The 22,493-nt window shown below is 44.1% G+C and carries 15 protein-coding genes, 1 pseudogene and 1 riboswitch; of the genes and pseudogenes, 6 read left to right on the forward strand and 10 right to left on the reverse strand.

The window, feature by feature from the left end; translation table 11 throughout:
• The first annotated feature begins 364 nt into the window (after positions 1-364).
• Positions 365-1,078 carry a 23S rRNA pseudouridine(2604) synthase RluF gene (locus tag CKQ84_RS02925; protein ID WP_028761583.1) on the forward strand — a complete coding sequence of 238 codons (714 nt, stop codon included), beginning with the start codon at positions 365-367 and terminating at the stop codon, positions 1,076-1,078.
• Between the two features lie 173 nt (positions 1,079-1,251).
• Here CKQ84_RS02925 and CKQ84_RS23840 read toward each other — a convergent pair whose 3' ends face one another.
• Positions 1,252-1,404: a hypothetical protein gene (locus CKQ84_RS23840; RefSeq protein WP_173913141.1), complete on the reverse strand. Its 153-nt coding sequence runs from the start codon at positions 1,402-1,404 to the stop codon at positions 1,252-1,254.
• A 575-nt stretch (positions 1,405-1,979) separates the two neighbouring features.
• Between CKQ84_RS23840 and CKQ84_RS02935 the strand changes: the two genes are divergently transcribed.
• Positions 1,980-2,222, forward strand: a complete 243-nt coding sequence (locus CKQ84_RS02935) for a hypothetical protein (RefSeq protein WP_105250035.1) — start codon at positions 1,980-1,982, stop codon at positions 2,220-2,222.
• A 125-nt stretch (positions 2,223-2,347) separates the two neighbouring features.
• Positions 2,348-3,997: a DUF4365 domain-containing protein gene (locus CKQ84_RS02940; RefSeq protein ID WP_105250036.1), complete on the forward strand. Its 1,650-nt coding sequence runs from the start codon at positions 2,348-2,350 to the stop codon at positions 3,995-3,997.
• Positions 3,998-4,992: 995 nt separating this feature from the next.
• On the opposite strand, the gene CKQ84_RS02955 is transcribed toward CKQ84_RS02940, so the two are convergent.
• From CKQ84_RS02955 to gbpA, 3 genes are all read right to left on the reverse strand, one after another.
• Positions 4,993-7,149, reverse strand: a complete 2,157-nt coding sequence (locus CKQ84_RS02955) for a S46 family peptidase (RefSeq protein WP_105250039.1) — start codon at positions 7,147-7,149, stop codon at positions 4,993-4,995.
• A gap of 268 nt (positions 7,150-7,417) precedes the next feature.
• Positions 7,418-8,593, reverse strand: a complete 1,176-nt coding sequence (locus tag CKQ84_RS02960; RefSeq protein ID WP_173913216.1) for an aromatic amino acid transport family protein — start codon at positions 8,591-8,593, stop codon at positions 7,418-7,420.
• Positions 8,594-9,155: 562 nt separating this feature from the next.
• Positions 9,156-10,601: an N-acetylglucosamine-binding protein GbpA gene (gbpA, locus tag CKQ84_RS02965; RefSeq protein ID WP_173913142.1), complete on the reverse strand. Its 1,446-nt coding sequence runs from the start codon at positions 10,599-10,601 to the stop codon at positions 9,156-9,158.
• Positions 10,602-10,724: 123 nt separating this feature from the next.
• Positions 10,725-10,824, reverse strand: a riboswitch (cyclic di-GMP riboswitch).
• Between the two features lie 410 nt (positions 10,825-11,234).
• Here gbpA and CKQ84_RS02970 point away from each other — a divergent pair.
• Positions 11,235-11,789, forward strand: coding sequence for a TMEM165/GDT1 family protein (locus tag CKQ84_RS02970; RefSeq protein WP_028761588.1), 555 nt, complete (start codon positions 11,235-11,237; stop codon positions 11,787-11,789).
• 50 nt (positions 11,790-11,839) lie between these two features.
• On the opposite strand, the gene norR is transcribed toward CKQ84_RS02970, so the two are convergent.
• Positions 11,840-13,447: a nitric oxide reductase transcriptional regulator NorR gene (gene norR, locus CKQ84_RS02975; protein ID WP_028761589.1), complete on the reverse strand. Its 1,608-nt coding sequence runs from the start codon at positions 13,445-13,447 to the stop codon at positions 11,840-11,842.
• 226 nt (positions 13,448-13,673) lie between these two features.
• Here norR and norV point away from each other — a divergent pair, with 226 nt between their 5' ends.
• Positions 13,674-15,203: an anaerobic nitric oxide reductase flavorubredoxin gene (gene norV / locus CKQ84_RS02980; RefSeq protein WP_105250042.1), complete on the forward strand. Its 1,530-nt coding sequence runs from the start codon at positions 13,674-13,676 to the stop codon at positions 15,201-15,203.
• Positions 15,196-16,362 (forward strand): NADH:flavorubredoxin reductase NorW, encoded by a 1,167-nt coding sequence (norW, locus tag CKQ84_RS02985; RefSeq protein WP_105250043.1) that lies wholly within the window; start codon positions 15,196-15,198, stop codon positions 16,360-16,362. Before norV ends, norW begins: the two co-directional genes overlap by 8 nt.
• 116 nt (positions 16,363-16,478) lie before the next feature.
• Here norW and katB read toward each other — a convergent pair whose 3' ends face one another.
• From katB to exeM, 5 genes and pseudogenes are all read right to left on the reverse strand, one after another.
• The gene (gene katB / locus CKQ84_RS02990) at positions 16,479-17,954 is read right to left on the reverse strand and encodes a catalase KatB (RefSeq protein ID WP_105250044.1); all 1,476 of its coding nucleotides are present in this window, start codon (positions 17,952-17,954) and stop codon (positions 16,479-16,481) included.
• A 327-nt stretch (positions 17,955-18,281) separates the two neighbouring features.
• Complete coding sequence (locus tag CKQ84_RS02995) at positions 18,282-18,524, reverse strand: YgjV family protein (RefSeq protein WP_028761593.1); 243 nt, start codon at positions 18,522-18,524, stop codon at positions 18,282-18,284.
• Between the two features lie 82 nt (positions 18,525-18,606).
• The gene (locus tag CKQ84_RS03000) at positions 18,607-19,044 is read right to left on the reverse strand and encodes a PaaI family thioesterase (protein WP_105250045.1); all 438 of its coding nucleotides are present in this window, start codon (positions 19,042-19,044) and stop codon (positions 18,607-18,609) included.
• Positions 19,045-19,149: 105 nt separating this feature from the next.
• Positions 19,150-19,611 (reverse strand): hypothetical protein, encoded by a 462-nt coding sequence (locus CKQ84_RS03005; RefSeq protein ID WP_105250046.1) that lies wholly within the window; start codon positions 19,609-19,611, stop codon positions 19,150-19,152.
• A gap of 110 nt (positions 19,612-19,721) precedes the next feature.
• A pseudogene (gene exeM / locus CKQ84_RS03010) lies at positions 19,722-22,333 on the reverse strand (extracellular exonuclease ExeM).
• Positions 22,334-22,493 lie beyond the last annotated feature (160 nt).

Genomic DNA, 22,493 nt, shown 5'->3' on the forward strand with positions numbered 1-22,493 from the left:
TCCCCATTAATTTTTTGAGCATACACAGAATAGTTTCAACGAGTTATCTATTAAGCACCCTCATCTTACACAGCCTTGTGATTATAGCGGGGATAGTGCCTCGGTTTATTTGCCCAAAGCCACTGTTCTATTTGAGCCTGATCAGCTTTTGTAGTGCCGTGAGTTTAACCCTGCAATTAGATTGGACAATATTGGATTTCCCTCCCTGTGTGCCCCAAACACACTTTTGTACTGTTTCAGCCAATATGTGGCTCCAAACTAACTTGAGTATCATTTGGTGTTTAAGCCTAGCCTTTGCAATGCGGCGCCTATCAAAAATACTGTATCATCGCGCCCAAGAACGCCAAATACTTTAGGGTAATCCATGCGCTTAGCAAAATACCTCGCCCAGTGTGGCATAGGCTCACGCCGTGAAGCCTGCCGTTTGATTGAGGCCGGGCGCATCACACTCAATGGCGGTATCGCCCGCCACACAGATCCCATCTGTTTGGACGAGTCATTACACTGCCTCGACCGTATTGAGTTTGATGGCAAACCTATCACTAAAGCCGAAACGCTCGCCTATTGGGTATTTAACAAAGCTGTGGGCACGGATTGCCGTCTGCTTGAGCAAGATGAAACGAGCCTTATACACCTGCTTCCCAAAGCGCCAAGACTCTACCCCGTCGGCAGACTCGATAAAGATTCCCGCGGCCTGTTGCTGTTAACTAACGATGGTGAGCTGACCCATAAACTAATGCACCCCAGTTTTGCCCACAGCAAAACCTACCATGTGCGCCTCGATAGGCCATTCACTGATGATTTTGTTGAACAAATGGCCAGTGGAGTGCGTTATAAAGACCTGCAAACCCTGCCCTGCCAAGTCCACCACCTCAGTTCGGACAGCTTTGAAATCGTGCTGACCCAAGGACTAAATCGACAAATTCGGCGTATGGCCAGCGCCTTAGGCTATAAGGTAATTGACTTACAGCGCGTCGCATTAATGACATTAACGCTAGAATCCTTAGCCGAAGGAGCGATGCGGTCACTCACCCCACAGGAAGTTGCAGTGCTTAAGGCAGTACTGGCTACAGCGTAAACTGAAAAATCAAAGATAATTACGGATGTAATAGCAGTCATTAAACCTTCTAATTTCTGCCAATAGCAGCCATCTGCCGTTAACTCACTTATGCCCCAAAGCAAGATAACTTTGTCGTCAGGTGTGCTGGATGAATTGTCATTGTTTCCCCAGTGACACGCCGTCTATTTCTTTCAAAATAAGCATCCCAGAGGCTCGACGGCGCCATCCATGTCGCCAACGGTCACAGGTACACCAATACCAATCCTAACTAACACTTCTGCTGTTAGTTTAGCTAAAAAGCTATTGCCCCAAAACAAGATAATTTTGTCGTCCGTTTGCAGCATGAATTGTCATTGCTTCCCCAGTGACTCGCCGTCTATTTCTTTCAAAATAAGCATCCCTGAGGCTCGACGGCGGCATCCATGCCGCCAACGGTCACTGGTACAACAATGCCAATCTTAACTAACACTTCTGCTGTTCGTTTAGCTAAAAAGCTATTGCCCCATTCCGTGTTTCGGCTCGTTAGCTCAATCGAAAATTCCCACTCCTACTCCCATACAAATTCTTATCTATTTGCCTATGTTTGGCCTTACCATAAATCGACTAATAATGTATGGGTATACAGTCATATTTAAATTTAGGTATTTTTTATGATTTTAAGACAGGATTAGTGCGCACTAATTCCATCCGAAACAAGTAAAACCACATAAAATCAATTAACTATCGAGGCTGACTTTTAGTTAATAGGTTTGGAAAACGCGCATGCGCGTTTTTCCAGATGGTGTATTTGGAAGAAAGCTGATAAGTTCTTTGCATACAGATAGTTAACCGTGCGCGTTTCACTGGTCCAACGAGATAAACGCGCATGCGCACGAATAAAATGTTAACTTAAATATGATCCTTGAATCGAGATAAGCGGATGAATAATGTTGTAACACTCAAATACCTAAATTATGATCCGGGCGGAAAAACAGATATTTACGATAGCCTGTGCCTAGACTCCAGCACAGGTGAGCTGTTCCTGCGATTTGAGCGCTCCAGCAATAATAGCGGTGGGGATCAGTCAGACGAAAGGGTGCAACTTTCCTTAGCTAAAGTATCCCATCCAAAATACTTCAGAGAGGCCATTGCCTTCCTAGAAAGCATGCGTGACAAAAGTTAACAAGCGTAACCAGGTCGAAATTTATTCCGGCGCCCGTTTTGTGCCGAAAAAGCCTGGCACAAAACAATCGCCTCCATAAATTCGCCTGTTACGGGCGTTAGTTTTCCCCATAATCAGGACAATAAATGACAAACCCACCACACCGACCTGTAAGTCACATAATAGGAGATGTTGGTCAGACTCATGTAGCTTTGCAATTTAAAGAATGGGGCTGGACTGCAGATATAGTTTCGAGTGATTATGGTGAAGATTTAATCTGTGATATTTTTAGCAACAATAGGAAAACGTCATTTGGTTTTCGGTGTCAAGTAAAGTCAACCCTGTCCGAAAAAGGACAAGTAAGAAAACTAAAAAATGGTGAATTCAGTGTATCAGTAAGTTCTTCCACTTGCCTCTCATGGGCAAATTCTTACTTTCCCATCGTTATCGCAATCTATGATGCTGCTAGCAAAAAAATATACTGGCAAGATGTAAGCGCACAAGCAAGAGAAAAATTAATTGGTCTCATTCATAAAACCACCTCATTTAGGGTTGGGAAAAATGAGCTTCATCAAAGTAGGGAAGAGTTGGAAAGAAAAGTAGTGGGATTCTACTCAAAGCTACTATCTATAGAGTCCCCCGTTTTCACTTGTAATATATTTCCCGTGCTAATGCCATTTTTCAGATCTATAAATTCTCTTGATTTGTTGCGTCATGTATCAGATATAAAATTCAATCAAACACTATTAACAGTAGAGCACTTTCCTTATGAGCAAATGCCATCTTGGATTACTTCAATAAAATCCTTAAATGGTGAATACATCGCTGGCTGGAGAGTTAAGTCTGATGTTGATACGTTAGTAGAGTTCTTTAATGAAATTAGCACAATACTAAGTAATATCGAATATCCAACTAAAGCCACAGAGTGGTTGTCGTTTATAGTTTCTCCGGTAGACCTTTGTGAAAAAATATCTGAAGACAACCCAATGTTGCAGTTTTGGAACAAAAAGTTAACTGATTGGAGCTGTTACAATTTAATTGATGGTGCTTGCAATTTGGATGATGAACATGCATTTTTGCTACCTTCGTCGTATAGAAATCAAATTGCCCGACATTCGAGAAGTTGGGACGGATATTTTAACATTGATACTGAGTTTGATTTAGCAGTCCAAGTAATTGCTGGTACGATAACCACTCCTGTATTTAGAGAGGCTATAGGCTATCAAAGGCAGCAAATTATAGGGAAGTTCAAGCCTTGGCAATGTAAAACTCATGAGACTGATTTGCTTTTTGAAAAACTATCTTCTGTGAGCTTGACATTCAAGGCGGTTGAATGTGAGTCCATTCCTGCGACAGAGGGCGATATAATAGGAATTATTACAGTTCCTATGTTTGAGCCTGAATTAGGTTTAATTCCTCAGACAGATATATGGGATGAATTTGAGTGTGGGGTTGTTGATTTTAGGCTTAATGAAAGTGGTTTGAATGAAGTTATTCCTGGTGAAGACGGACCTCAAGAAATAATAAAGTTTATTTTGAGCTTTTTTGAAGGGGTTAGCGAACCAGCTCCTGACTTCGTTACGGTATTAGCACCCGATCATATTGCAGGAATGCCAATTAACCACGAAGAGCGTGAAATAATATTTCAACGAATGCTCCATAAGATTGAAGGTAAGGATAGGGAGTTACTCGGGCTGAGTTATGCCCTAAAATATAATTTATCAAATTACTTTGAAAAAGAAGTAAAAAAATGGATGTTCATATTGAGCCAATTGACTATTATGGGGATAAATTAATATCAATATCAATATTGTTAACTCCTGCTACTTCTATTTCGAGTAAGATCTTTGTGAGTAGTAATAGAAGAGTAATCTCAGAAGCCCTAGATGATATCCTTTTTCCGTTTCTGGATTATTTTTCAGGTATGAAGACACAAGAAATAATAAGGCGCTATGGTGAGATTTATTTTGAAGGGGACGAAGTATGGGGATTCGACAGTCATAAGAAAGTTTAATGATAGCCTTTAAAACTAACAAGAAAATTCAGGTGACGCCCGGGCGCACCTGCTTTAAGCGTTAACCCATAGAAATTTTTATTCGAAACAGACGCGTTAGAGTTAAGGCTTTAACACGAAAATGTCCCAAAGCGTGCAGCGTAAGGCTTTTAAATCTACAGATTACACTAACGCTAAAAAGGTGAGCCATGGTGATTTGCGAGACGACCGTCCGCCCCATGGCCGCTTTTTGGCATCCATGCCATCGCGGCATTCGCGAGTCCATTCACACCAGACGGGGCGGTCGAGCATCCACGGATGGACTTGAACAACATCCCTGTTTAACTGCCAGTTCGCCGTCCATGGCTCTCGTTCATAAGCTCAGAAACCCTAGGTTTCTATTCACCGTGTCGACGAGTCAATGCCATGGCGAACCTATATGCGTGGATACCTGCCAATGTTAACCCACTAAAAACTCTAACTAAAGATGCAGGTCCTCCGGCACTACTTTCCAACACATTTCAGTCTAAAAATATGTTGCGTATATATTTTCAATCCACTGGTTACGCTAATGCTAAAAAGGTGAGCTAATGCCCTGGCGCGCCTCTCACGGCAGCTATCTTAACTGCCGTCAGCCGTCCATTACAGCTACAAAAAAAGCGATAAACCCAGTGAGTTTATCGCTATTTTGTTGTCTTGTTATTTCAGTATTCTTAAAGCACTAAATCGCACTTGAATGCTGATAATCCAAATTCACTATGCCACTATAGGCCGCACCATTGCTGATGCGGCAATGGATTACTTAACGATTTCCATCTCAGCTAATAAATTGTCGGCATGATCTAAATACTTCATTACCCACAGCATATAACGGCTGTCGACATGAATAGAACGGTTAATCTCGTTATCAAATGCCCAACCGCCGATAATGCTTTCATACACACCGTCGAACAATAGGCCGACGAGTTCAGCGCGGCCGTTTAAGGTCGGTGAGCCAGAATTTCCGCCAGTAGTATCTAAAGTTGATAAAAAGTTTACTGGTACAGAATCTATTGATTTCATATAGAAATCACCATATTGCTTCTGCTTAATCAGCTCTAACTCTTTCTTCGGTGCATCGAATGGGTCAACACCCGTGTCCTTTTGCACTATGCCTTCAAGGCGAGTGAATGGCACGGCCACTAAACCGTCTTTTGGCGAATAGCCTTCCACATGGCCAACTGTGACACGTAAGCTTGAGTTAGCATCGGCATACACTGGCTTACCTTGCTCTAGGTTGTAAGCAATAATGGCATCCATATATTGCGGACGCACCTTCATTAGTTCACCCGCTAATTCTTTTTCTTTCTTTTCTTCAGCCATATCTGTGTCATACATAGCGACAGCGAATTGAATGAAAGGATCTTTAGAGGCTTTAAAATCGGCAACGGATTTATCCATCCACGCCAGACGAACGTCTTTCTTACCTAACTCAGTTTTGGCGTACATTTTATCTAAGGTTTTCGAAAGCTTAGCTTCACTAAACTTTTTATCAATACCAAAGGCTTTATCCAATGCGGGTAGGCGCTGATCTTCTGGCAGTGCGGCGTAGCGTTTTAACATGTCGAGCAATACCGCTTTATCAACGCTTGGCGCATAACGACGGTCAATACGCTCCATGCTGGCTTTTAGACGTGTCATATCACGATCTTGGAAGCCCGGTTCACGCTGCATATCTGGCAGTTGTTTCTCGTTCGCGAGGCGATATAAGCTGCGCGCCGTCGGCAACATAGTCGTGCTGCCTATGTAGCTTAAGATCATGTCACGCTCTTGATGCGTTTTGCCTTTGGCAATCAAGGCATCTAATTCCGCTAAGGTTTTACCGTATTTCGCTTCACGACTGCTGTCTTTGGCTATCCACGCCGCAAGCTTAGCTTCGAGGGCTTTACGGTCGGCCAACATGGTTGATTTGCCGTAAAACTCAATCATAGAAGTGAAGTTTTTAGCATAATTGGCCAGACCTGCGATTTGACTCTCGTACTTAATACGCTCGTCGCTGCCCTCTGGCGCGGTTTCTTTAATGATCTCTATAAAGCGTTCACGCAGCATTTTGCCTTCGGGATAAGCCCACTCAAACTCATTTTGAACTTCAGTGGCTGTGCGATATCTGTTGGTGCGACCTGGGTAGCCTGCCACCATCACAAAATCACCCTCACTTACGCCTTTAGCCGATACTTTTAAGAAACTTTTTGGCTCGTATGGCACGTTGTCGCTGCTAAATTCTGCGGGTTTACCTGCTTTAGATACATAAGCACGGTAGAAAGAAAAATCGCCTGTGTGACGTGGCCACATCCAGTTGTCTACGTCGCCGCCATATTTACCCACGCTCGCGGCTGGGTTATAGACTAAACGCACATCACGGATTTCCAGTTGTTTAACCAGATAATATTCGAGACCACCGTGAAAGCTATACACTTGGCAACGGTAACCATCTTCTTTTTCACATTCAGCAACTAACGCTTTTTCTTGGCTTTCAACGCCTTGATAGAAGGCGCTGCCCACTTTACCTTCAAGCCCGTTTTTAACTCGCTCAGTGACATTAGTGACATCTTCAGTCACATAGACACGTGAGCCTGGGGTCGCAGGTAATTCATCGGCGAAGGTCTTAGCTAAAAAACCATCCTGCAACAGGTTTTTCTCAGGAGTAGAGTTGTATTGAATTGCCCCATAGGCACAGTGATGGTTAGTCACGACTAGGCCCTTTGGCGATACAAATGATGCAGTGCAACCGCCGAGACTTATCACAGCATTCATAGGGAATTCGGTGAGTTTAGAAATCGATTTTGCATCAATTTCAAGGCCTTTTGCTTTTAGCTCATCAGCCATAGCAGGCAGTTGATGGGGCTGCCACATACCTTCGTCAGCCTGTGCGCCAAAACTAGCGGCCACGGCAACTGTGAGTAACCATTTTTTCATTGTGTTAAGTCCGTTTTATGTGAATGAAGCCACGCGCAAGCTGGGCCATTTTCTCGTTTTAATAGCGTTGTTTTAATTTTAAATAACTGTGCTAAAACCCAGCATCACTCGCTTTAAAACCTAAAAAGCAAAAAGTCAGGCCGGGGCCTGACTTTATCACATGCGACACTCTCTATAACAGACTCTGAAAAACTCGCTTACAAAGCAAATACATTTAATCAAAGTTACCCTGACGCTTTCGCTAAAAGGCCTCACCTATCGCAATGAATTAGATCCCAACAAATAGCTGGGCACCCACAATCACGGCACCTAACAAACCTGCAATGACTAACGCAACAGATCCACCAGACACTTGATAACCACCGAGCTGCGACTGACGTTGACGCAGTGCCATAACAATGGGCAAGAAGATGATCATCACGACCAATGGTACGGCCGCAAATCCCAGTACCGCCACAAAGCCTTCAGGCAAATACAAGGCACACAAAACAGGCGGAATAAAGGTCAGTAACCAAGTTTGAATACGGCCGGCAAACGTTTCTTTGGCGCGAGTTAATTCGGCGATAAAGTCATATAAACTTAAGGTCACACCGAGGAATGAGGTAACTAAAGCTAAATCAGCGAATAATGAAATACATTTGCTGATCCAAGGTGTATGAGCAATATCCTGTAATGCCGTGACGAGTGAAGGTAGTGAACCTTCAAAACTATTCACCTCATATCCGCCGACTGTGCCTAAAGTCACCAATAACCACAGAACATAACAAGCAAGTGGGATAGTCGAGCCGATTAACAACACCTTACGCAGTGATACCGCATTGCCATCGAGATAACGCACTAAAGTGGCGATACAGACGTGGAAACCAAACGAAGTAAACACCACGGGAATTGCCGCCATCCAATTGCTGGTCATAGACTCGGCAATCGCGCCCGTTGCCATGCTAGCAATACTGACTTCGGGCAATAAAAATAATACCACCACCACGAGCAATAGAATCATTAACGAAAATAGGAAACGTGAAACTTTATCGACCCAAGCAACACCTAGCGCCGCAAAGCCACCGAGCACCAGTGTGAATAACAACACTGCGACTTGATTATCGAGCACGATATCGAACATGTTCTTCGCTTTAAGCACTAATAACGAAGAGCCGCCGGTGAGATAAGCCGCGGTCAAGGCAAATAATAAACTCAGGAAAGAAGCACCCTGAATTATTTGACCTTTTTTACCCAGTAACTTACCCGTAATAGCATGCACGTTATCCCCCACGCCAGTGCGTAAGTTAATTTCGAGCATAAGTAATGAGGTATAGGCGGACACGCCCCAAATAACGACGAGTAACACTAAAGCAGGGATAATACCTAAAGCCGCTGTGGCTAAAGGTAACGCTAACATACCTGCGCCAATGGCCGTCCCGGCAACGATGGCGATCGAGCCTAACATTTTTGAATTCACACAATAGTCCTGTTCAATAATTAATTATTATTTTATTTGAGTAAGATTTGAACCGATAAAGCCTTGCGTCTTAAATCGAAATAAGCGACACATCACTTAAAGCATCCAATCAGATCTCGACCTAGCAGATCAATTGGCCCCAATAGCTTTTGAATGTTTCAACCCAGTAGCCATCGAGGCTAACTAAATCGATTATTGAAAAATGGCATGACTTTCAATTGTGATAGCCCAAATTAATGTACCGATATAAGCATCGATTAAATAGATAGTTTGGGACATTAACAGAGCCAAACCCAGTGGGCAAGCCAGTTGTGAACAAAGAAGGGTAGCAAACGGTACGGTAACAACTTAATAGCGCTGTGATAAACGAAAATATACAAGCCAACAAAATCGCTACCTTTGTTGAGAATACCTGTAATCTTGTATTAAGCTCGAATCAAAATAAAGCCGGTCTTTTTCCATCCGATGCAGACAAAAAGGGCTTAAACACAGCGAATATGTTTAAGCCCAATGACACCTTTTTGAAGCTAGGTTAGCTCAAAAAGTTAATTTACAGCTCAGTCCACGCCATAGCCCAAGAAGCGCCAACACCTGGCTCAAATCCTGTGGCAGAAGCCGACCACTGCACGCAATAGCCGCTATAAGGGAATGGCTTACATTGATACACTTTGCCATTTTTAGGCTGTAACACTGTAGTACCTGCAACGTAACCTTTCACGCCTGCTGGGAATACAAAATCAGCTTCTGGTGCAGGAGCTTGATCCTTTAAGAAGAGATCAAAGTTCTGCTGAATAACATCACCTTGTTTAGGCTCAGCTTTTACCTGCAAATGATAATGCCCAGCTTTAGGCTCAACGACGTCTAACACTAAGCTCGCGCTGGTATTGTTAACAGTTTGGCTCACAAAACCTGACGCGGTGCCATCATGGCTAAACAAATACGCTGACACTAGCATCTCGGCGTTACTGGTCACATCAAAGCTGACCTTCGCCGCACCATCGATAATTTGATAATCGTCGGCAAGTGAAGTGACTTCTAAGCTGTTGCCCGGAGCAGGTGCTAAATCAAATCCCACTTCGACACGCTCAATACCTGAGTTTTTCGCTGTAAAAATGTCGTTTTTGCCATACACAGGCTCAATCACACCCGATGCATTTTTTTGTCCCGCTTTTAACTGGGACTGCTGGGCGTTAATCGCGCTCGCTAATAGGAAAGGCCAATTTTGTTTATCACCTTGAGTCGCATCGCTAATGGTAATGACTGTTTGCTTAGCCGCTTGCTCACCATTGGCGTCAAACACCCGGGTCATCACTTTATCGCCTGCTTTTAGATCGAGTGACGGATTGATATCCCCCACATCTTGCCATTCACTCGGCACAATAGGACCCGAGCCCAAGTTCACATCGATAGCATTGTAGAAACTATTCGTCGTATCTCCCACTTCCCACACGGCCAAGATCACTTGATAACCACTGCGACCTTCTGGCACGTAGCAGTCATGGGTCACTAACTTAGGCGGCTGTTCCATACCACCATCAACTACGCAAAAGGGGGCTAAGTCAAAGCTCGCTCGGCTCAAAGCTTGGTTTGGGTTCCAATCTTGGCGAGTTAAATAGTAACGCCAATTACGGGTGACATGATTTGCTGTGAACTGCCAACTGAACTTATTCCAGCCCGCTTTAATATCCGTCTTTGCCCAACGGCTCGGACTTTGTTCATCCAAAGGTGAAAAAGCACCATTACCAGCACTCGCCAATTTGCCATCAGCAGGACCTGATTCAGGAAAACCCGATGGCCCCTCAACACTTTGCGGCTCCCATTGCACCGCGCCACAATTGGCATTTTTACCTGTTTTACAGGCATATGAACGCGATTCAGGTGCCACAACATAACCGTGCGCCTGCGCAGAGATACTCACAAACGCATTCGTCGCCATTACTGCCGCGGCCAATAAACTCAATTTAGAAATAGGGGAAAAAACAGTAGGATTTGCCACTTTAATGCACTCCATTGATTGCCTATCATCCTAAACATAATGATAGGCTTAGATATAAAAGTGGTATTTGGGCAAACAACAGCATTAAACAGCAGTCGTTTATCTTTCACAGAAATCGAATTCTGCGGCAACTCCGCTATCTTAGTTCACTAAAAAATCCATTTACAACCTTAGACCGGAAGCTTTGCGTCCTAACTTTTCAATTAGTTTGCCAAATACAGTCGTTATCATTGAGTCACTACGAGTTAACAGTATGTAACCAAGTAGAAATGACTTGGCTAAATTAGCAACAAAAGACAACGTTGTCAAAAAATAATTCATTTATATTCATTAAGTTACAGAATGTGGATCGGTATTTTTCTGACACCTGTCAAACATTTATCAGCACCTACTGTTATAAACTCGTGCTTGAAACTAAATCTTACCTAGGTATAATGCCCACCTCGCTTCGGGGGAGTAGCTAACTGGATTTCGAGCCATCGTCATCTAGGGTGAACATCAACATACTTGGCAACATGCCATGGTGTTCACAGCAAATCATAGATTTGCCCAGCAAGACCTGAGCACAATGACCGCACCTAGGGGTGGACGGTTTATTGTGCTTATGTCATAACCACCCCTAAAGGATCACACTTGGAAGCCCTACTTGCCTCAACCTTTACGGTTGCTATCGCCGAAATTGGTGATAAAACTCAATTACTTGCACTAATCCTCGCCGCAAGATTTAAAAATAAAACCGCCATTATTTTAGGTATTTTGCTGTCGACATTATTTAACCATTTTGCCGCAGCTTGGATTGGTCAATGGGCCATTAACTGGGTAAGCCCTGATCTTGCACGTTATTTAGTGGCTGCGTCCTTCTTCGCGATCGCTCTTTGGGTGTTAATCCCCGATAAAGTCGATGCAGAAGAGAGCCGTTTCTATAAAATGGGCCCCTTTCTCGCCACCTTTATCCTGTTTTTTATCGCCGAAATGGGGGATAAAACGCAAATAGCAACTGTGGTATTAGCCGCAAAATACGATTCATTAACTATGGTGGTTGCTGGCACAACCTTAGGCATGCTGCTTGCTAACGTACCCGTAGTGATCGCAGGCCACTTCAGCGCCGAAAAATTGCCTATGTTGTGGATACACCGTGGCTGCGCCATATTGTTCGCACTACTGGGTGTCGCGACCCTGTTCTTCTAAGAATCGAGGCAGGGGTTTTGCTGCAGAATAAAATTTCTTCACGCAATATTTTATTCTTTTAAACCTAACCGTTTTGCAAGTCGGTGCAAATTACCTGTATCGATTTGCAATATTCTTGCACACGCAGCCCAATTTTGTTGATTCGCGGCTAAAACTTGGCGAATAAGTTGACGCTGATATCTCTCAGTCGCAGCCTTAAGCCCCAGCATAACACTGGAATTATCTTGCGATTGTCGCTCACGACAGGCCGAATCAGACCTAAATGCTAATTCACTGGCTGGCGTTGCGGCATCTGATGGCCTATCTTTGTCGACTGTTCTGTGTACTTGATTCATCAAAGAATCGAGCTGAAAATGTTTATTACTTAAGCTGATGTAAGCCGTTTTTAGCTCGGCTTTCGCCAACACCGCAGCCCTATGTATCGCATGCTCTAGCTCACGCACATTACCCGGCCATGTGTATTGCTCTAATAACTGCTGCGCTGCGGGTGTGATATTGATATGGGTGAGTCCTAACTTCGCTTTACAACGTTCAAGAAAAAAACCTGTCAGCATGACAATATCTTGCCCACGCTCTCTTAATGGTGCTACGTGGATAGGAAATACGCTCAACCTATGGTAAAGATCGAAACGAAAGCGCCCTTCCGTTGCCTCTTGGTGCAAAATTCGATTAGTGGCAGCAATAATCCGAGTATTCACTTTTAGGCTCTTATCACTGCCCACTCGCTGTAATTCACCGTATTGTAAAACCCTCAATAACTTAGCTTGCAGCCCCAAGGGAAGCTCCCCGATTTCATCTAAAAACAAGGTCCCCTTGTCAGCGAGTTCAAACTTGCCTTGCCTATGACTGATTGCCCCCGTAAATGCCCCTTTTACATGTCCAAATAACTCGCTTTCGGCGACGGACTCCGGCAATGCAGCGCAGTTCAAATAGATAAGTGATTTATCGGCTCTGGTCGATTGATTATGTATCGCCGCGGCCACTAACTCCTTACCCACGCCAGTTTCGCCGGTAATTAATACCGATAAATCAGTGCCTGCCACTGCACTTATCTGCTGCTTTAGCGATTGGATCTGTGTGGATTGCCCTATGATCTCCTGCTGACTAGCAGGACGATTGAGCACCTCAGTTCCATTGGAAACTTCAACAACTTGGGATTCTAGCTGTTGCATCAATAACGCAGTATTAAGACTGGCTGCGGCCAGTGCGCTGATCACACGCAACTCGCTATCACTAAAACCATCAAACTGATGAGGGTTGAAACCATCAATGGTGAGCGCCCCAATTAAGCGATCGTTCGCGATTAGTGGTAAACCAATGCAAGCATGTACATGTAAGTTCGCACTATGATGTGGAATTAAACCATCATACGGATCAGGAAGTTCACTGTCGGCCGGGAAACGAACCACATCGCCAGCACGGGCGATAGCCTCTAATCTCGGATGTTCACTAATTTGAAAGCGCCGCCCTAACACTTCGGCAAAGAGCCCATCTATCGCCAAGGGGACAAATTGCTGCTCCCGAAATGCCAATAATGCCGCAGCATCACAATTGACACGCCGCCTGACCACTGCCAACAAACGCTCAAATCTGTCTTGCGTCGACACGCCGACAGTTAAATCTAAGGCTAACTGAGTTAAATCAGCATGGGCACTCATAGCACATCCACAGTCAAATAAAGTCATATTGACAACAGTGTAATGTCAATTTGACTAATATCAAATTGTCATTATGACATCAGCAAGTGATTTAAAATGTTGAAATACGCTAATACCAATAAAAATCAAAACCTTAAAATATTGGCATGGTGAGTGCAATAAGAGATTTAACTAAATAAGCAAGATTTACGTAGCGCATTCATTATTAATTATCACAGGTGTACTTATGACTATTCATGTAAAAAACAATATCCACTGGGTGGGTCAACGCGATTGGGAAGTGCAAGATTTTCATGGTACTGAGTACAAGATAACTAAAGGCACAAGCTACAATAGCTACCTTATCCGTGAAGAAAAAACCGTGTTAATTGATACAGTTGATCATCGGTTTAGCCAGCAATTCTTACAAAATCTTGAAGCTGAAATTAATTTAACCGACATAGACTATATTGTGATGAACCATGCAGAGGAAGACCACTCAGGCGCCCTGACTGCATTAATGGCCAAAATTCCTAACACACCAATTTACTGCAGTGAAAATGCGGTCGACTCCATTGTAGGACATCACCACCACCCAGAATGGAATTTCATTACCGTAAAGACAGGGGATAGTTTAGCGATAGGCAATGGTAAGCAACTGATATTTATCGAAGCACCTATGTTGCATTGGCCAGATAGCATGATGACATACCTCACCGAAGATGCGGTTTTATTCAGTAACGATGCCTTTGGCCAACACTATTGCGACGAACATTTATTCAATGATGAGGTTGATCAAAATGAATTAATGGAACAATGCCTACGGTACTACTCAAACATTTTAACGCCCTTTAGCAGCCTAGTGACGGCTAAAATTCACGAAGTATTAAGCTTTAATTTACCTGTAGATATGATCGCAACTTCACACGGCATTGTGTGGCGTGATAATCCTGCCCAAATTATTCACCAATATTTAGCTTGGGCCGACGCTTATCAAGAAGACCGCATCACGATTTTCTACGACTCTATGTCCAATAATACTCGCATGATGGCCGACGGTATTGCTCAAGGTATCCATGATGTTGACCCCAATGTAGCGGTAAAAGTGTATAACGTCGCACGTCATGATAAAAACGAAATCCTTGCACAGGCATTTAGGTCAAAAGGTATTTTAGTCGGCTCATCCACCATGAATAATGTGATGATGCCTAAAATTGCCGCCATGCTTGAAGAAATCACGGGCCTGCGTTTTCGCAATAAAAAGGCGGCAGCTTTTGGTAGTTATGGCTGGAATGGCGGCGCAGTCGATAGAATTCACACTCGTTTGATGGATGCTGGTTTTGAAACCTCAGTGGGATTAAAAGTCAAATGGCGTCCCGATCGTGATGCGATGCAAGAATGCCGTCAGCACGGCCAGCGAATCGCGCGAGAATGGGCATTGCGTCCCCTCGATAGCGCTAATAGTCGCTCTATCATTAATCAAGTCATGTCAAAACCTAGCCAAGCCACCACGGCCAGTCAAACAGCTGAAAATACTGCTACTAATAACGTCCCTGTGACGGCACCGATTGCAACAAAAGCGTGCGAATTAAATGATACACAATCAATGATTTGCACCATTTGCCAATGGATTTACGACCCTGAAAAAGGAGAACCTAATCAAGATATCATTGCTGGCACACCTTGGACTCAAGTGGCCGAAGACTTTCTCTGTCCCGAATGTGGCCTAGGTAAAAGCGTTTTCGCTGTCATAAAAAATGAGGTGACTAATGCCTAAGCCAATCGTCATTATCGGCAGTGGATTCGCGGCATATCAGCTAGTCAAAACACTGCGACGTTTAAACCGCGAACAACCGATTACAGTTATCACAGCCGACTCTGGTGACGAATACCATAAACCAGATTTAAGCCATGTGTTTAGCCTTAAAAAAATGGCGTCAGACCTCATAAAATTGACCGCGACTGAATTTGCACATGAACAACAAATTGATGTAATAAATCACTGTGAAGTCATAAAAATAGATAAAGTTCGTCAGGTAGTCTGTTGCCATCAAGGACGCGAAATTGCGTACGAAAAATTAGTGCTTGCCACGGGTGCTCGGCCCTTTATTCCGCCTATAGAGGGGGATGGCGTTGATATCATCCACACAGTTAACAGCTTAATGGAGTATCAAGCCTGCGAAGCAGACATCCATGGTGCGAGGAGAGTACTGGTTATCGGTGCTGGTTTGGTCGGAGTTGAACTGGCAATGGACTTAGCAACTGCAGGTAAGCAAGTATTTTTGGTCGATCCACAAGCGAGCTTAATGCCGAATATGCTACCCGAAATGTTAAGCCACAAACTGACCGCTGTACTAACGCAGCATAACGTCACAGTGCAATTGCAAACCCGAGTCAGCCAACTGCAACACCAAGATGGCAGTATCTCTGTGTGCCTAGATAATGACCAGCGGTTTATTTGTGATGCGGTTATCTGTGCAGCGGGACTTCTCCCTAACAGTCAACTTGCCCAGCATGCGGGGCTAGAGGTCAATAAAGGTATCGTCGTTAACGAATGTTTACAAACCAACGATGCCCATATTTATGCGCTAGGTGATTGCGCCCAAATCAACGGCCAAAATAGGGCCTATTTGCAACCTGCGTTACTGAGCGCCAATGCGCTGGCGAACACATTACTGAACCAACCGACAGCAGTGAATTTTCCCGCCATGCTAATTAAAGTGAAAACGCCACTGTTACCTATCCAGCTCAGCGGTATAACAGTCAATGGCGTCCATCGCTGGCAAGTCGATATTGATGCTCAAGGAAGCTGTATTAAAGCATTCGACGTGGATGAAAAATTTATAGGATTTATCGTAACCGAGGATAAAATGCAGCAAGCGTTTGGATTGTTAAAGCAGCTAAATAGCCCTAACGCGGTACTCATCGCAGCCTAAGAGCACATTAACGAGAATGTTAATATTGTTGTCGCTGATAATAAAAACTGAGTAGAGGCTTTCTACTCAGTTTTATCGTTTCTACTATTTATTCAAACATTCGCAACAGCAACAGTTTAAAGACCTAATGCCAGTTTAATACGTTGTCCGTAATCCGCATCGGCTTGAGTAAAATGCGACACCATACGTTGCTGCACATCTAAACTCGCTTGACTTAATGAACCCGAAATTGTTGCCACTAGGCGCGCTTTCTCAGCTTCAGAGAAGATGCGATACAAATTACCCGCTTGGGTATAATCGTCTTGGTTATAACGACTGTAACGCGCCGCTTCACCTTCTAAACGCAATGGTGGTTCGCTAAAGTTTACTGGCTCAACCAAGGCATCAGCAGTGCTGTTCGGGCCATAGTTTGCCGAAGCGTCGCCACCCGTTTGGCTGCCATGATAAGGACATTGTGTACCCGCCATCGCACCTGCACGTTGATGGTGATTTGCCTTAGCGGCATGCGGGCAATTCACTGGCAATTGGTTGTAGTTAGCACCAATGCGGTAACGCTGCGCATCGGCGTAGGCAAATAAACGTGCTTGTAACATCTTGTCTGGTGAAGCCCCGACGCCTGGGACCAAATTACTCGGTGCTAATGCCACTTGCTCAACTTCAGCAAAGTAGTTTTGTGGCAGACGATTCAGCTCTAATACACCAATCTCAATTAATGGATAGTCGCTATGCGGCCAAACCTTAGTTAAATCAAATGGATTGATATAGTAAGTATTGGCATCCGCCTCAGGCATAATCTGCACATTAACCGTCCAACGCGGGAAGTTACCATCAGTAATAGCAACCACCATATCGCGCTGTGATGAATCGGGATCAATCCCTTTTAATTTATCAGCCTGTTCATTGGTTAAGTTGACCACGCCTTGCTGCGATTTAAAGTGGAACTTCACCCAGAAACGCTCGCCCTTGGCATTCCACAGCGAGAAAGTGTGTGAACCATAACCGTGCATTTGACGGTAGTTCGCCGGAATACCACGATCCGACATCAAAATGGTTACTTGATGCATAGCTTCAGGATTCAATGACCAAAAGTCCCACATAGCCTGCGGATCTTTTAAGTTTGTCTTAGGATTACGCTTTTGCGTATGGATAAAGTCTGGAAACTTAATCCCATCTCGCAAGAAAAAGGTCGGCGTATTGTTACCCACTATATCGTGATTACCACGGGCAGTATAAAAACGTAAACCAAAGCCTCGTGGATCGCGCTCTGCGTCGGCAGAACCCATTTCTCCACCTACGGTTGAGAAACGAATAAAGGTTTCGGTTTGCTTACCAACACCATTGAAATGGTCAGCAATGGTGTAATCGCTTAAATCTTTAGTCAGCGTAAATGTGCCGTAAACCCCTGTACCTTTGGCATGCACGATACGTTCAGGAATACGCTCACGGTTGAAATGGGCTAACTTTTCAATTAAATGCCAATCTTGTAATAGCAAAGGACCACGTTCACCCGCCGACAGTGAGTTTTGATCGTCGGCCACTGGGGCGCCGTTTTGGCTCGTTAAGTACTGACTTGTTTGATGTTGTTGACTCATGCCCTGCTCCTTAGTCTTGATTGCTGGTTAACCAGGTTTCAATTAAATCGTAAATGGTGGCCATGGTTTATCTCCTTGGCTGGCGACGTGTTGTCGATAGAGCAAGAATAGAGAATTACCATTTTAGAATAAAACGATTAAACTAGATTCATACAATCTAAAAAAAAGATTAAAGATAAGTTTGGCAAGACAGTTAATGAATTACACGGACTCACAGCCAATGGTCCGCTCACATCACTTAAGATGCTGTTGAAAAACCAAATAGCTGCTCAGGACAATGGAGCGAAGTGCGGTGCGAGAAAGCGGAGTTAAGCTGATACACTGCCATTAACTGCTGGATAAGTCGGCTTCACGATAAAGCTTAACCAAATAATAAGTGTCAATCAGCACGATAAAAAAGTTAACTAAGGCAACAGGATAAGCCCCAATTGCCACACCATAGGCCACAAATAAAGCCGCACCAATGAGATTCCACCAGCGCAGTTTCTTAATGTTTGACATCATCAGTGATATTGCAACGACCACTGAAGCTAAATAACCAACCCATTCCCAAATTGTAGCGTTATCCATATCCAATCCTTATCTATATATTATTTAAATCAAACGATTGATACGCCATTCACACCACAGGTAATAAGCTGGCTCATTGCATTTAGCGTTTAACGACAGCCGCCGTCATCCGTGAAATACAAGTCAGTTCACCCGCGCTGTTGTGGATTAAAATCTCCCATACAGAGCTGCGCTTCCCTAAGTGAATAGGCTTAGCCGTGGCGGTTAATACCCCATTACGGGAAGCCCGTAAGTGGTTAGCGTTAATTTCTTGACCGACACAATAGTACTGCTCAAAATCCACCGCGAAATTTGCCGCATAGCTGGCAACGGTTTCAGCAAGCGCGACATTTGCGCCACCATGCACTATGCCCAAAGGGTTATGCACCGCCGGACTGGCTGGCATAGTGGCCTTCATGTAATCGTCGCCAATCTCACTGATCTCAATTCCTAAAGTCTGCATCAAGGTGCCTTTGCCGCCCATACCGCCGTCTAAACGCGCGCAATCCTCTAATGTTACAGCTCTAAACCAAATACTCATTGCAACTTCCTAGTCAATAAAACCAATCAGCAGTTTACTGTGAAGTGGATGAAGTTCAACTAGTTTACTCTCAGCTGGTCACATCAATATCGGCAAAAATAAGGCTCAAACTAACCAAGATTTAGTGGTACTTAGCTGACTAAACCAGACAAGAAATAATCCCCACACCACGACTACACTTGGCATAATTAACGCGTCAGCTCCTAGCATCACAGCCGCTTGCTGAATGCAAAATACATAGGTCATTTGCAACAAAATAGCGATAAGCGAGGCGACCAGCACTTTATAAGCAATTAATTTTCTGAATAACAATAATAGGCATCCTAGAACCCCTGAAACCACGGCAAAGCCAAACACAGCATCAACCCAAATTGGCGTCGTTTCATAGAGTTTAATTTGATCTGGGCTCATCTGTGCGAGTGCATCTGGCGTCATAGTCATAGTCATTTGCATCACAAAAGCCATCAGCCCCATGATATTCCACAACAAACTGAGCGTTGCGACAAAGTAAAACCACAGTGGCGCCTTGATATTCATGGTTTTCAGCGGATTTGAGGTGGTATCCATACTCACTCCTAATAAAAACTGAAAAAAAGAGATAAAAAAGGGATGGTTAACCATCCCTTTGTTTCAGTCTAGCTCACAAATTGCACTTGTGAGTTAACCCCATGTACAGGTTAACGGCGACGACGCTGCAAACCAAACAAGGACATCAGTGCTAAACCTAAATAACCTAAAGCACCGCCATCATCTTTAGGCTTTGGCTCAGGTTTTGGCGGCACTACTGGCGCAGGATAACTTAAAGCAACAATCACAGGATCATGATCCGATGCAGAAAAAGCATTTTCAGATTTAGCCAGATCACCAGAGAACTTCTTAACGTATTCAAACAGGTTAGATTCCACAGAGTTGATGTGCCAATCTTCAATATCCACTAAACGTTTGGCTAAGCTAGCATTGGCTAAAGCATGATCTAAGTTACCTAACTCGCCGTTATAGCTATAAGAGAAAGTGCTTGCACCGTGGGCTTTCGTGTTCAAGTTGATAAAGCCATAACCTTTTTCAATCTTGCTGCCTTGGCGCTCAAACACTTTGCCGTCGAGCGTCGTCCATGAAGCGGTCAGGATGTCACGATCTGACTTGCTCGCATCGAAGTCGGTTAGTACACGGATAGGATCCTCCATACCATAGGCATTCATATCACCGATGATCAGTAAGTCGCCTTTCACGTCTTTTAGCGTTTCACCCAAGACTTTGGCCGCAGATACGCGGAAAGCATTACACTTGCCCTGTTGATCCGCAGGATCAACTGACTCTTCGAAGTTAGCCCAATCTTCTAAACAGCCTGAGCCTTTAGATTTCAAATGGTTAACGACTACGGTCAGAGACTCATCATGGATTTTAAAGGTTTGCGCTAAGCTGTGACGTTGATAAGCATCATTACCAGGGTTAGTCTCAGTTTTGCCATCTTTAGTACGAGTCACGCTGCCAGCACTGGCGTGCTGTTCTGGAGTACCGATAACTTGTGCGGCCCCGCTAAAGTCACTTTACCACCACGGTATAACATGCCGACAGTGATCGCATCTGTGCCAAAGTACTTGCCGTCATACTTATCAGCATCGGTGATTTCAACAAAGCTATAGGCGTTTTCAGGCGTCTGCTTGTCATTTAGTGCATCGACTAAATCCTTAATAGCACTCTTCTCACCAAAACCGTTGTTAGCAATTTCCATCAAACCCACAATATCGGCGTTCATAGCGGTAATAGCGCTAACGATTTTAGTACGTTGCAGCACCATTTCTTCCAGCGTTAGGGCGCCACGGTTACTGCCTGATGGATTGGTATCGCCACCATCAACATCGTTAAAGAAGTTCAGCACGTTAAAGCTAGCCACGCGCAGATCACCCTTAGTTGCAACACTTGGGGCTTCAGTTCTATCGTCACCACGGATAAAATCACCCGCTGTAATAGTATTAGTCGCCACTAAACGATAAGCGCCGTAGCTGTAACCAATCACACCTTGCAGGTTAGTCAGTTGATCGCCAACACGGATGTAACCCGTTTCCACATTGAAATCAGGGAAGTATGGAATAACACCATTGGCAGGCTTGTAATCGGATTCGATAAAGAGTTGGTTTTCGCGGTTAGATTTAACTAATGCCGTTGCTTCAGCAGAAAGCGCTGGATACAGCTGTGTAGGCTTCATCAAAGGTGCTTGATATGACACTAGCATGTTATTGCGACTACCCGCATAGTCGAAGCTGAAGGTGCGGCTGATTTTAAGATCACTGCCCGCATCTAAGGCCACATTCATGCCTTCATAGCGCTCTAATGCTTGCGCTAAGGTTTCGCCATCGGCCACATAGAAAGGGGCGGCAACAGGGACTTCACCCTTAGCGCCAACATCAAATTTCTTATCGGCTTTAATATCGATTTGAGTTAGGCCAAAGTATTCTTTCACTTTACCCTGCACACACACTTCAACCCCTGGTTGAATCGCTTCAGGTGCAGCTTCACCTAAGAATACAAATACACCATCAGAGGTATACGGTGAGTTATCACCCTTAACTTCTTGTAAGTAAAAACCTTTAAACAAGCTTTCACCACGGGCAGTCACTACGCCACGCACAGTCACTTCGGCTTCAGATTCGAATGCCCCTGCTGGTACAAATGGGCTCGACTCGCCCGCACCTTGTACTTGATAAATAGGCACAATTTTAGCGCCAGTACAGCTAAAGAGCGGCACTTCTGGCTCAGCAGGCGTTTCTAGAGAACCTAAACCAGAGAAGGTATCTTTAGGTAATTGTTCCCACTGGGCGGCATTAAATACTGTATTCGCCACTAACGCATCTAATTTACGTTTTAAGGTAACGTCTAATCCCCAACCCGTTGGCGTCGGCACATCACCAATAATATCGATGACTGCATCATCTTTCATTAAGGCAACCGCATCACCGCCATTAAAACTTAAACTACCAGAGTAACTATCAACCCCTTGAGCAACAGTAATAGTACCGCTAGTATTTAAAATAACTTTTGTCGATTTTGCCGCAATAGTTTGACCACCTAAAGCCACCATATCCGACGTAACAGTAGCACCATCTTTATAACGAACCAGTTTATAACCCGCGAGATCAATTGCCGTATCGCCGCTGTTATACAGTTCAATCGCTTTATTATTTGAGCTACCTTCAACATATTCGGTGATCATCACATCTGCGCTTGCCATCATAGGCAAAGCCGCTGCAACAGCTAAAGAAATAGCCGTTAATTTATTAACATTATCCATATCATCAACCCCATTATTATAATATTGCCGCTAACTTCTATTAACGTGCGAGCGGATTATTTCAGAGTTGAATGCGTAAAAAAAGAGGGCAAGATCGCACATTGCCAATGTAACACATTGATGAGTAACTAATTATAGACACATCACTGTTCACCTAACA

Source organism: Shewanella sp. WE21 (assembly GCF_002966515.1).
In the GTDB taxonomy this organism is placed as follows: Bacteria; Pseudomonadota; Gammaproteobacteria; order Enterobacterales; family Shewanellaceae; genus Shewanella; species Shewanella oncorhynchi.